The 13068-nt window shown below is 43.1% G+C and carries 7 protein-coding genes; 1 reads left to right on the forward strand and 6 read right to left on the reverse strand.

Going from position 1 to position 13068, the window contains the following annotated elements:
* Positions 1-242: 242 nt before the first annotated feature.
* Complete coding sequence (locus tag J2X77_RS14775; RefSeq protein ID WP_310081315.1) at positions 243-1418, forward strand: glycoside hydrolase family 88 protein; 1176 nt, start codon at positions 243-245, stop codon at positions 1416-1418.
* Positions 1419-1444: 26 nt separating this feature from the next.
* Here J2X77_RS14775 and J2X77_RS14780 read toward each other — a convergent pair whose 3' ends face one another.
* The 6 genes from J2X77_RS14780 to J2X77_RS14805 form a co-directional block, all read right to left on the reverse strand.
* Positions 1445-2848: a sialate O-acetylesterase gene (locus J2X77_RS14780; protein WP_310081317.1), complete on the reverse strand. Its 1404-nt coding sequence runs from the start codon at positions 2846-2848 to the stop codon at positions 1445-1447.
* Entirely contained in the window at positions 2845-4527 is a 1683-nt protein-coding gene (locus J2X77_RS14785) for a sodium:solute symporter family protein (protein WP_310081319.1), read from the reverse strand. The genes J2X77_RS14780 and J2X77_RS14785 overlap by 4 nt, the downstream gene beginning before the upstream one ends.
* A gap of 20 nt (positions 4528-4547) precedes the next feature.
* Positions 4548-6836, reverse strand: coding sequence for an FAD-dependent oxidoreductase (locus J2X77_RS14790; protein WP_310081321.1), 2289 nt, complete (start codon positions 6834-6836; stop codon positions 4548-4550).
* Positions 6837-6983: 147 nt separating this feature from the next.
* On the reverse strand, positions 6984-8012 hold the full coding sequence (locus tag J2X77_RS14795; RefSeq protein ID WP_310081323.1) for a LacI family DNA-binding transcriptional regulator: 1029 nt from the start codon (positions 8010-8012) through the stop codon (positions 6984-6986).
* 177 nt (positions 8013-8189) lie between these two features.
* A complete protein-coding gene (locus J2X77_RS14800) occupies positions 8190-9941 on the reverse strand; it encodes a RagB/SusD family nutrient uptake outer membrane protein (protein WP_310081325.1) in 1752 nt (583 codons plus the stop codon).
* 9 nt (positions 9942-9950) lie between these two features.
* Entirely contained in the window at positions 9951-13052 is a 3102-nt protein-coding gene (locus J2X77_RS14805) for a TonB-dependent receptor (protein ID WP_209574216.1), read from the reverse strand.
* Positions 13053-13068: the final 16 nt, after the last annotated feature.

A 13068-nucleotide genomic window follows, 5' to 3' on the forward strand; every position in this document is an offset into this window, starting at 1 on the left:
GAAACCGTTCCCAATTATTGGGAACGGTTTCATAAAATTTAATCATAACCTATGCCTAAAATCCTGAAAGCCTTTATCTAATTTAGGATAACTAACGTATCTATGTCATTTTGCTTGGACATTTCAAACATTCCTGCACATGATCTGAAATCACCATAAAGTATGAAACTAAAGTATCCGTTTTACTGTCGGTGATTATATAGAATGTTGTTGTTGGTCAATCTTTAAAAAAATATAATTTAATGAAAATAAGGCGTTTTATTGCGTTGGGTATCTTAGGGCTTTATCCGGGGCTATTAGCATCTCAGGTTCCCACACGCGCTATGGATGTGCGAAAAGAAGAAAAAGTGTTTGTTGTTAGGCGGTATTTGGATCGGGTCGCTTCATGGCAGTTGGACAGTATCGAACATAATGGGCTCCGTCATGCTGGCCGTGAATGGACTTCAGCAACTTTATTTACGGGCCTGATAGAGATGACAAAGCAATCAGGCGGTGCGCGTTATGCCAAGTATCTCGAGTCGGTAGGCGAGCAGTTTGCTTGGAAAATGTATGCGGACAACTATCGGTATTATGCGGACAATTATTGTGTTGGGCAGTTGTATACCTGGAAGTATACTCGCGATAAAAATATCGATTACATAGCAGATTTCGTCAGGTTGGCTGATACATTGGTAAGTCGTCCACATAGCGAATCATTGGCTTGGAAAAATAATATTGCACTGCGAGAATGGGCTTGGTGCGATGCTTTATTTATGGGACCACCGGCACTTTCGTCAATTTATAAAGTGACGGGCAATCTACAGTATCTTGATTTGGTAGACACTTTATGGTGGAAGACGACAAATTATCTTTACAATCCCAAAGAGCGTTTGTTCTATAGAGATCAAAGTTATTTTGATAAAAAGGAAAGCAATGGTCATGACGTCTTCTGGTCTAGGGGAAATGGCTGGGTTTTGGCTGGGCTGGTTCGTGTCTTGAATGATATGCCAAAAGATTACAAAAGCCGCGCGAGATGGGAAGATCTCTATCGTAGCATGGTAAAGCGCATTGCTTCTTTGCAACAGCATGACGGTTATTGGCGGACGAGCCTTTTGGATCCTGAACGCTATCCAGCTAAAGAAACCAGCGGTACAGCACTATTTACGTATGCAATAGCATGGGGGATAAACAATAAAGTCATTCCTTCAAAAGATTATGAAACTGTCGTATGGAAAGGTTGGAATGCACTTGTTAATGCGGTTCATCCCGATGGAAAACTGGGCTATGTACAGCAAGTAGGCGAGGCTCCAGGCGAAGTAAACTACGATGATACGGAAATTTACGGCGTGGGCGCATTTCTTTTGGCTGGTCATGAGTTATTGAAACTCGCAGAAAAAAGTAGCGCTACAGGAAAAGAAATAATTGTAGGTAATAGGTAGGTAGGAAAAATTGGTCGTAGCGTTGTCTAAGGCCAATCATCCGAGCGAAAAGACGCTACAGGAATACCTTCCGTACGATAAAGTTCTCCGAAACACCAGTCATGAAAAGCGTAGCGCACGGCGACGGGTGCTTTCACGGCAGTTGAAGTTACGGCAATACGGTTATTTTGCAGTATGGCTATTGCCGGATGAAAGATTTGATCGGCGCCAGCGAGTTCAAATTGGGTTAATGATTTTCCATAGCTTGTGATACCTAAGGGACAATGCTTCAATGAAACAAGTACTGTATCATGGAGGATGACGATTTTATCCAACGTTGGCGTTTGGTAAACGATTCCATTTTTTTGATAATGGCTACCCAATGCCCAGCTTGCCAATCGTTGTGCAACAATCGTTTTATTGGCTGGATGGATATTATGCATTTCACCTCCATCTATGGTAGAAGCCATTCCCGCATTGGACAAGCTGTCTTGCGTTTTGAGTTGTATTTCGCGAAGGCGTGGTAATAAAACTCCCTGTCCACCGGCATATTGCATTGGAGCGATCTCTACATAGTAAAAAGGCCATTCTCCTATATCCCAACTCTTTCTCCAATCACGGATCATATTGGTCTGTAAAATGTTATAATCATAATAATTATATCGGTTTTGTTCGCCTTGGTGCCAAATTACACCTGCAATTCGAAATCCGATTAGTGGACAGATCATCGCATGATAAAGATTGCCCGGCTGTTGGTGGACTTGTTTTCCAATCGCTCTATTGGGTAATTTTTGTTGTCTTATAGATCTTTCTACAAGCGATGGCCGCATCCATGCTTCAATTGGTGAGCCACCCCAAGTGGTTTGAATAATGCCTATGGGCACGTTAAGGTGCTCATGTAGATACTTTGCAAATTGGTAGCCCACCGCACTAAAATTAGCTGCCGACGCCGCATCTGCTACAGACCAATTTCCGTTTAAATCAAACGCTGCAGTTTCGGCATGCGCTCTTTCTACTCGAAAGAGACGAATCTGGTCATTGGGTGACGCTAACAGCAATTCTGCCGCATGTAGAATAGGTTGGCCATAGTAGCCCTTCATGGGCATGTCCATATTGGACTGACCGGAGCATATCCAAACCTCGCCGATCAAAACATCGTGCAATGTAATTTTCTCTTCTTGTTGTATTTGTATGTTGTAAGGCCCACCTGCTTTTGGAGTTACTATCCATAGCGACCAATTTCCATCTTGATCTTTAGCTGTTTTATAGCTCTTGCCATCCCAGGAAGTTGTCACCTGTATTTTCTTTTTTGAGGTGCTCTTCCCCCAGATCTTGATTTGACTTGATTGCTGCAATACCATATTATCAGCAAAAAAATGTGGTATGGTTAACGCTGCAAAGCTTAGTTGACAAATGAATAAGCTGAATATAAGGGCGATGATATATTTCATGTATTGAACTTTTTATTCCGTGTAAGATTTGCTATAAATCCAGCAATGATCAACACAGCCAATCCTACAGTCATGACCATGTACGAGAACTGCGAAGTTAATGCACCAAGAATCATAATTCCGATCCCGACTACTGCCATAGAAGCGGCAATAACCCTAATTCCAAATCGATTCTGCAGCTCGGTGTCAGTATTTCTTATATCGAAGTTTTGGGTAATGCAATTGTTCTCTTTGGCCGTCATAGGGACTAGGACATGTTGCGCCACTTGACCTGTTGAAAGATAGTACAACTCAAAAGCAGTTAATATAAGGATTGGAATTCCCATGCCGAATGTAGTTTCCATCGTTAAATTTAGCTTCAATCCTAATACGCCTGGTGCAATTGTTTTTAAAAATAGATTGACAAACAAGGAAATGATCGTGGCACATACGACCGAAAATCCGGTTTGTCTTTTTGAGAATAAGCTCCATATAATGGGCGCGAAGAGGGCCCCGCCGGCGATGGATGCAGTGCTCAGTACAACATTGACGATCCCTCCCGCAGATGGTATCCACATGGCAATTAGGATGGTACCTATGCCAAAGATCAACGTAAATAATCTTGCTACGGTAATAACCGATTTTTCAGAAGCTTCGGGCCTGATTAGGTTCTTATATATATCTTGGGCAAATACCGTCGCGGCCATATTTATCGTGGTGTTCGCTTTACTTGATGTGGCCGATACCATCCCTGCCAAAACCAAGCCGATAAGTCCTGCAGGCATGACCTTTTGGATAAGCATCATATAGGCATCTTCCACCTCGAGTCCGCCCAGATTAGGATTAATAATGCGATAGATCATCGGCGGAAGCATCCAAATCAGTGGACAGATAAAGTATAGGATGCTAAAAATACCCGATACTTTTTTTGATTCTTTTGCCGATCCTACACTGGTATAGCGTTGTACATAGGACCAATTCCCGCCAAGATAGAATGTCTGGTATACAATAAAAGCCAGCATGAAACCAACGGTATATTCTTCATTAAAAGGTTTGAAAAAATCTTTGGGCGCCTCGCGGACCAAGGTTTGAAAGCCACCAATTTCACTGAATGCAATTGGAATCACGATGACTACTGCAGCTGATAATATAACGAATTGTACCACATCCGTCACCAAGACGGCCCATAACCCACCCGCAGCGGTATACAAGATGATAATGAGTCCAATGATCACAATACACAGATTTACCGGCAAATCGGCCGCTACGTGAACCATTTTTCCTACGGGATAAAGAACTGCGGCGGTAGTGAATAAGCTTAAAAGCAAAGTCATATAGGTATAAAACTGCTTTTCCTTCTGACCAAAGCGTTTTCCTATATATTCTGCGGCAGTTGCCACACCTGTTTTTTTCCATCTTGAAGCGATAAAAAGGGTGACAAGCAGACCGCTAATAGCCATCGTCAATTGGATGGCATTTGCGATTAGTCCGTGTGTGTAAGCAATCGACCCCCAGACTACAAATGTGCCTGCGGAAAAATAACTTATGAAAAGAGACAGTCCATTGATCCACCAGGGTGTTTCACCACCTGCTTCAAAAAAAGCTTGTCCAGTCTTACTTCCTACCCGTGTAAAAGTGAGTCCAATAGCAAAAATCAATAGGCTAAAAATGCCCATCACGATATAGTCTAACTGTATCATTCTATAGTTCTTTTAAAAGATCATTTATTTTTTTCGAAGCAACGAATATCAAATAGCGATGCAGGCACATGATCTGACGGGTGTAGCATTTGTATACTAAGGCGTTTAGTGCGTATCGGTTCGGGGAAGGTAATTCGGTTTAATGTCCTAAAGTTATCAGATGTTGAATATATAATCTTACCTGAGGAATCTTTGATGTTATATGCGCGCACACAGAAAGGCATTATGTTTTCTGGGTGACTCATTAATACCGATTCCATGGCATGGTCAAAGTCCGTGTCAAACCACAGATCTATGCGAGCGATTTCCTGCGGATTATCCCAATCGAGCACAACGGTAGGTGTCTTATCTTCAGGGTGTGCAACCCAAGCATTTGTAGTCGTTACCGGTCTATTCACGCCATTTTTCAGTTGATTACTTGCAAAAGTATCTATTTGCTGTTTGAAAGATACAGCTATGTTTTGTCCATCGGGTCTGCGCTGTGGGCACCAGAATTCAAATTCGTCTACACCAACACCAGTAATTGGTATTTGCTTTCCATTGTTGGATACTGCTTTGTTAAAAGAGTTAAATACGGACATTACGCCTGTTACACGTTGATTTGTATAGCCCAATTGTATGTTAGGGTTAGATTGGAAAGTCAGAAAGACATATCCATCAGAAGCTAATGGTGTATCAAAATCAATGTCGATTGAAGTGGTTCCCTTGGTAAGTGGAATCGTGCGTGTCGCAAGCGTAATATCTGGAGTGAAATTTCCAGCTTTCTCCGATATCCGTATCGATGTCTCCAAAACGGTATCTTGAAGTACTTGCAGGGCAAGTTGGAAAACTGGAAGTTTCCCTTTTTTCATGGGGAGCAGCTGCGCTGATGGTAAAGTCAGCGGCTTCCATAGACTGACGTCACCAAAACCAGTAAACGGTAATTCACTGGAAGTACTGATTTGCGCCTGGAGTGCAAGATCATGCTCTTCGCGTAAGGCCAAAGACGGAATATGCTGACCTTCTGCCATTAAACGTTGTTGCAGTTGATGCATATTATTGTCTAAGGTCAGTTGCTGGGGTGACAGCTGGAGTTCTTTGCACAGCGCTGCTGCCATACCTACAGCTTGACCGACATAAGCACAGGTTGCCATAACTCGCGTAGCGCCAAACGCCACATGACTTACGCTGATTATACGTCCGGTCAGAAATAGATTACGAATATTTTTGCTATATAGGCTTCTATAGGGGATATCGAATATTCCCTTGCTATGCCATTGGTTACAGCCTGGCAGTTCACTATAGACGCCGTCGGCGGGATGCAAGTCGATTGACCAGCCGCCATATGCAACCGCATCTGGATGCTGACGCTGTTCAAGGAGATCCTGTTGTATCATCATATAGTCTCCTTCAAAGCGCCTACTCTCACGTTTTCCAGGTATCATTCCTACCCATTCCAAGGTAAGTGTTTCGGATTCGGGAAAATTTCCGGAGTTTTTGATATAATTCCATACTCCATAGATGATTTTCCATAGTTCCCATTTGATGGTTTCAGTATCATGTACAGTATCCAAACGTCCTCCATACTCCACCCACCATAGTTTACATCCATGTTCGTTCGCTTTAAACTGTTTAAATCGCGGGATTTGACTGATCTCTTTAAGAGCGAATGCAGGAGGGATAAATGAAACAGGCATCCCCGTATCCTTGGTATAGAAATATAAAGAATGGCCCAGTAACTCGCCATATTCCTTACTTGGCGCCATGCCTTCACCAAATTCCTCTCTACTTTCAGCGCCCATACGGAATGCAGCTCCTGCGAGAAAACCGACTATACCATCTCCAGATGCATCGCAGAATAAGGGTGAATGGAAGGTGTATAGGGTCGAATTCTGGCTACAGAAAGCACGTACACTTTCTATGTGGTCTGCAGCAGATTTTTCTACATGGTATACAGCTGTATTCAAAAAGAGACGAATGTTTTTTTCCTGATTTACTTTATCCATCAGGATCATATCCAAGATGATTGGGTTTCCTTGCGGATTGCGATAGGTGTTTTCGACCAGAATTTCGTCGATTACGCCACCTTCTCTGGACCATCGATTATTGTTTCCCATATGTGAGGTGGCTCCTAACATCCAAAGGCGAACTTCGCTGGAGGCATTGCCACCCAAAACGGGTCTATCTTGTATCAAGATTACGTTTAAACCTTGACGCGCGGCAGTAATGGCGGTGCAGATGCCCGACATCCCTCCACCTGTCACGATCAGATCGCTATCGTATTGGATATGTTTTAGATTTCTTTTTTCTTGCGTGTTACTAGTAATCATGGATATAACTGGAATTAAGTGCTATCATTCGTTAAGACCAAATTTATCCATTCTGAGGGTAGGAGCTGGTGCACTTTGCTGTTAAATTTCCATGGGAACGCTCCCTAAATTTGGGAACGCTCCCGTGTGCGTTGCTGTTTTTGGGAATTATGCTCCTGATCGTACAGTAGAATCACGTACCATAAGTTTAGCTTCCATCGTGCGGATGATTGGCTTCCATTCTTCCATATCTTTTCCAATTAACCCCAATAGGAGTCCCATCGCTGTCTTGCCTATCTCCCGTACAGGCTGTGCGACTGTAGTGAGACTAGGTTCGGCGAAGCTTGAACCATAGTTGTCACTGAATCCGACCACAGCAATATCTTCAGGGATACGTTTATTCATTTTTTTAATTATCTGCATAGCCTCTATTGCAGTGGGATCATTTACAGCGAAAATACCATCTATGGGATTTTCGAGTTCCACAAGAAATTTAACAAACATCTTGATTTTATTTAAGCTGAGGTCTGAGTCAATAATTAAATCCTGATCGATCGGAATGCCGTGTTTGGTTAAAGCATCACAATATCCATTAAGTCTTTTTTGACTAATACTGAGTTGCCTCGGACCTGCTAAGTGTGCTATTCTGCGCCTTCCCAAGCTGATGAGGTGCTCCACCGCATGGAATGCGGCATCGTAATCATTGACCACGACCTTAGGTACCATAATTTCATTGCAAACCCTATTGAAGAACACAATCGGAATTTTTTTACGAATAAATACTTTCCAGTGATCATAATTCAGTGTTTCCTTTGTCAATGAAACCATTACTCCATCTACACGATTGGCCAACATGACCTTAGCATTGGCAACTTCGGTCGCATAGCTTTCATTACATTGCGATATCAGTACAGAATAGCCATGTTTGCTAGCCTCTTCTTGCGCACCAACGACAACTTGTGGAAAAAAAGAGGTAGAGAATTCAGGTAAGACAATACCGATCGTGTTGGTCTTGTTCGTGATGAGGCTTAGTGATTGCATATTGCGTTGATAATCTAATTTCTCAGCCAGTTCCAAGATTTTTTGGCGCGTTTCTGCCTTTACATTGGCATGGCCGGTAAGGGCGCGAGATACGGTGGATTTTGAAATATTTAGTTCGTTGGCTATATCAACAATGGTTATCTGATCACTTTTCATAGAAATAAGCGTTGGTCTCGATTTATAATGAGCTTTAAAAATAAGATATGTTTATGATAAAGTGAACAAATTTAATTTTTAGCGTTGGGACCCTGTCCATCTTTCGGGGATTTATTGAAGTAAAGGTGCATATAGTGACATTTGCACCTTTACTGCTGTAGATTGGCTAACTTGTTGTTAATAACCGGGATTTTGTCTCATCAATGGCATTTTTTGAATTTCACTCAATGGAATTGGTAGGAGGTACATTGCTTTCCTAAAGTTTAACGGTCGTAAAGCTGAACCCACTAAGTAGGTAAAAGTATTATCATTGCGCGTGATAATTATTGTTTTGTTAAAGCCTTTGAGCACATTTTCGGCGATCATCCAGCGCCGAATATCATTAAAGCGATGATCTTCAAAAGCGAGTTCGATACGTCTTTCATTTTGGATAACCGCGCGCATTTGTTCTACATTCATGCCTACTTTTAGTCCATATTGGCGGTCGGCGCCAGGTATTATTCCTGCTCTTTCCCGTATTTCCTTAAGCGCGTCATAAGCTCGATCTGGAAACCCTGCTTCGTTGATTGCTTCGGCATAGTTAAGTAATACCTCCGCATAGCGAATCAGGGGCCAACCGCGTTCGGTAGATCCTGCAGTATTGGTCGCTAGATTTTCATCCTGCATTTTTCTGCTGTAATAGCCCGTGGAGTAATTATTGGGTGTATATGCATCGTTTGTGGGATTAGGCGGGTTTGAACCGCTACTCATATAGGTGTAGATGGTTGTCTTGGGACCTGTATTGGATACATAAGATACGCCATTATAAATGATGGAATAGTCGAATCGCGGATCCCGATTTGTATAAGGGTTGTTGGGATCATAAAGCGGGCTTTCGTCCGTTGGTTTACCATCTCTCATGGGAAATGCAGCGACTAGATTGTGCGTTGGTTTCATCACTGAGCTGCCTGAACGGGTGGGAGGTAAGTAATAGGCCTCCAGCTCTTTCTGTGTTGTGCGATTGTAGGCGAGAATATATTCACTGTTCATTCGTTTGAGGAATACCTGGTAAAAACCGTTCCCTGGGCGAGTTTCATTATCTACATTGAGCGCATATTGATGACTATTGATCACCGCTTGAGCAGCATTTGCTGCATTTTGCCAGCGGTTTTTGTCATAGTTTGGGTATCCTACTAGGGTACTGAGTTCGGCCGTTGCATCGCTACTTAGTCCACCGTTGAACAGTGGGCTTGCTGCGTAAAGCAATACGCGTGATTTTAAAGCCAGGCAGGCTCCATTGGTAATCCGACCAAAGTCGATATCTCTATAGATCACGGGCGCGAGAGTCGCTGCGGCGGCATCCAATTCTTGTACAATATAATTGATGGATTCTTCAAACGTGTTACGTGGAAGGTCAATAAGATCGTTGATTTCGAATACGCGATCACCTACAAGGGGTATACCGCCAAAGGCGGCAACCATATTGTAATAATAGAAGGCGCGTAGGAAGCGTGCTTCTGCAACCATCCTTGTTCGGGTAGCGGGCGTAAATGGCGCATTCGGAAGCTTTGTCAACAGTAAATTTACGCGACGAATATTGGTATAGGGGGTATTCCACAGATCCTTGTTCGCAGCAAAGCCCGTGAGTACATTGCTGGGGGCTATTACACCTTGCGCATAAGCATTTCCCCAGACTGAGACATTATTATTGCCCTCGGCATTATCCGTAGCCAATTCCATGTTACCGGCGCCGCCCGCTGCGGAGAAACGATAAGGGTCAAAGCTATAGCCCATGTCTTGATAAATTCGATTTAGAAAACCGAGTGTCCGAACGCTGTCGGTAAAGACATCTTCAGCAGAAATGCCTACAGTTTTATCATCCAAGAATTTGGAGTTTTGACAAGAGTATATGATGCTTGTCAATGCAATTAGAAATATAAATATCTTCATGATTGTGCTTTAAAAAGTTACATTTAAACCGAAGTTGAAAATACGCGTAGGGGGGTATGGTAGGTCTGCAGATGATTCCAGTACTTCGGGGTCTAAATTGTATAGTTTGTCTAGCTTTGTCCATGTGAATAGGTTGTAGCCGCTGCTGTAGATGCGTAATTGTTTTATTTTAAGTTTTTGAAGTACATTTGCAGTTAGTGTATAACTAATCTCAGCGGTTTTAAGTCGGATATAATCGCCTGGTATAGCCCAGAAGTCCGAATACCAATCCCGGGGGCTTTGGCTCAGCCCACTTGTATATACTTGCGGATATTTGGCCGCGTTTCCTAATTCTGGTGTCCAATGTTGCAGGTGTATCGGGAGTGCTTTGCTGGCGTTGTGATGGATAACAGCACCTTCGGCGCTAGCGACGAAATTGGCAGCTCCCTGAAAGAGCACGGTAACATTAAAATTTTTGTAACCGGCACCCAATGTAATTCCATAGGTTGTATTAGGCAGGTTTGTATAGCCAAAAAAAGATTGGTCACTCGCGTTTATAATCCCGTCCCCATTCAAATCTTTGTATTTTAAATCCCCTGGGCGGCCGCCTGCGGGTTTGGCTACAGTAGGATCCGCAATTTCTTCGGTTGTGTAAAACTCGCCTGTCCAACTGTATTTCAGCTTGGCTCCAATTGCTTGGCCGGTTTGTTTTTGATAAGGGTATAACGGTACTGGTTCGTCTCTAAACAACACCTTGTTTTTCGCCAACGAATAGGTGCCCTTTACAGTGTATCGCCAATCGTCCTGAATTTGGCCTGTATAGCCTAATTCGACTTCCCAACCTTTATTATTGGTTTTCCCTAAGTTGACGTTAGGCAGCGTTTGGCCGAATACCGCTGAAACAGCTCCTCTGCTGGTGAGGATATCAAAGCGATTGTTGTCAAAATAGTCAATGGTTGCTGTTACCTTGCGATTTAAAAAAGCTAAATCAAGACCGATATCCATTTTCTTTTCTTTCTCCCAGGTTACCTGGTTATTTCCTAAGGCACCCTCTGCCGCGGTGACATAGCTGTTATTGTTAGCTTCGCCAAATAATCCCGAACCGCTGCCGATATTGTAGTTTTGAAGATAGGCATATACTCCACCGGTATTGTCTACGCCGGTTAGACCATAGGAGCCACGCAGCTTGAAAATATCAATAAAGGGAAGTTTTTGTTTAACAAATTTTTCTTCCGCGATGTTCCATCCGATAGAGGCTGCAGGAAAGAAGCCAAATCGACGTTCTTTCGCAAATCGATCGGATCCATTGTAGGCGCCGCTGATCTCAAATAGGTATCTATTCTGGAAGTCGTATCCTATACGTGCTGTATAGCCCCGGAAATTCTCCGGAATAAAATTATAATCTTTGGTACCTGTTGCGCTTTTACTATTTTGGTTGTATAATACCAGTGCGGATAGATGGTGTGCCTGTGCAAAACTACGGCTGTAATTCAGCATGGCCTGCAAGGTGATTGCGTAATTGGTACTTCCGGCGCCATAGTTTAAGGTTGGCGTTGCGATACGATAGACATTATCCTGACGCCCGAACGAATAGGAATCGGTTGTCGGATCATAGATATACGATGGGAAACCACCGCCAGCGGTAGGACGTTGTAAAGAACGGTTGTAAGCGTAGTCGTTGCGGTAGGCTATTGTTCCTTTGAAAGACAGCCCCTGTGTAATGAAGTTCAATTTCTGATTTGCGGAGGCTGCCAGATTCATATTATTATTGTGGGTACGATAGTAACCGTTGTACATCAAACGACCAATGAGATTGTTGTTATTTCTGCCGGCAGAATTTCTCTGCCACACGCTGTAGCCTAGACTACCATCTGGATTGAATAGGGGATAGTTATAAGGCGCGGTCTCGGCCGTACGGCTGAGATCGCTAAAAATATTGTCGTTAGCACTGGCATTGTTGCGATTGGTTTCACCTAGGCTACCGAAGAAATCAAAACGCACATCGAGGTCATTATTCACTTTTAAATCTATGTTTGAGCGATAGTTATATCGTTTATAATAGAATTTACTGTTCAGGTCTTCGCTGAAATCCTTTAGTTGTCCACCTTGGTTCAAATACCCTACAGATACGTAATATCTTGCGCGGTCGGTACCACCTGTTACATTCAGTGTATTTGTCGATTGCGGTGCAAATTTGCGTAATAGGATTTCCGTCCAGTCGTTATTGGGGTGTGTATAGGGAGAAGTTCCGTCTTTGAACAATTTTAGATCTTCTTCTGAGAATTGCGGTTTAAAATTTGCGTTCGGATTCAAGTTATTTGTGTTGACCTGGGATTCGACTAGGAGTTTGGCTGATTCGTAGGCGTCTAAATATTTGGGTGTCCGGGTTAATTGACTCAGTGCATATTCAGTCTGAAAGTTGATTTGAGGCTTGCCCGACTTTCCTCGTGTTGTTGTTACTAAGACAACTCCGTTAGCACCTTTGATACCGTAAATGGAGGTTGTTGCAGCATCTTTGAGGATGCTTATCGATTCGACTTCATTTGCATTTAAGGTTTGGAATTGTGCATAGGTGAACTCGATGTCATCAACAATGATAAGCGGTTGGTTGTTGCCGGTATAAGAACTTGTTCCACGAACATAAAACGTGGCACCGTCGTTACCCGGTTGTCCTGAACGCTGCTGACTGGTAAATCCTGTTAAACGGCCCGCCAACGTATTTTGTAAGCTAGGTGATGGGCTTTGCCGAATTTCGTCACCACTAATGGAGCTTACAGCGCCTGTAAGCGTTTTTTTCGTAGTTTTACCATACCCCACCACGACGACTTCATCGATTTCCTGCTCACGCGGCACTAATTGGATGTTAATTGTGTTTGTTCCCTGCACGTCTACCTCCTGGCGTAAATAACCAAGGTGGTTGACTACAATCGTCTCACTGCTGATATTTAATTTAAAGCGGCCGTTTTCATCCGTGCGTGTTTGGCGATTTGTCGCATTTTTCTCTGTAATTGTCACATCTTTGAGCGGACCACTGCTTCCGCGAACGGTGCCTGTCAACTGTCTTTCCTGGCTGAGAGCAGTTGAGCAGGTAATCGTGGTTAGGCCAATGAGATAATATATTAAGTTTTTCATTTTAGAGTATCTGTCT

The sequence above is a fragment of the Sphingobacterium sp. 2149 genome (assembly GCF_031455655.1).
GTDB lineage: Bacteria > Bacteroidota > Bacteroidia > Sphingobacteriales > Sphingobacteriaceae > Sphingobacterium.

What these genes read in the sequence shown, in the direction of transcription:
- J2X77_RS14775 (WP_310081315.1), top strand. Translation starts at nt 243, where the DNA reads ATGAAAATAAGGCGTTTTATTGCGTTGGGTATCTTAGGGCTTTATCCG.
- J2X77_RS14780 (WP_310081317.1), bottom strand. Translation starts at nt 2,848, where the DNA reads ATGAAATATATCATCGCCCTTATATTCAGCTTATTCATTTGTCAACTA.
- J2X77_RS14800 (WP_310081325.1), bottom strand. Translation starts at nt 9,941, where the DNA reads ATGAAGATATTTATATTTCTAATTGCATTGACAAGCATCATATACTCT.
- J2X77_RS14795 (WP_310081323.1), bottom strand. Translation starts at nt 8,012, where the DNA reads ATGAAAAGTGATCAGATAACCATTGTTGATATAGCCAACGAACTAAAT.
- J2X77_RS14785 (WP_310081319.1), bottom strand. Translation starts at nt 4,527, where the DNA reads ATGATACAGTTAGACTATATCGTGATGGGCATTTTTAGCCTATTGATT.
- J2X77_RS14805 (WP_209574216.1), bottom strand. Translation starts at nt 13,052, where the DNA reads ATGAAAAACTTAATATATTATCTCATTGGCCTAACCACGATTACCTGC.
- J2X77_RS14790 (WP_310081321.1), bottom strand. Translation starts at nt 6,836, where the DNA reads ATGATTACTAGTAACACGCAAGAAAAAAGAAATCTAAAACATATCCAA.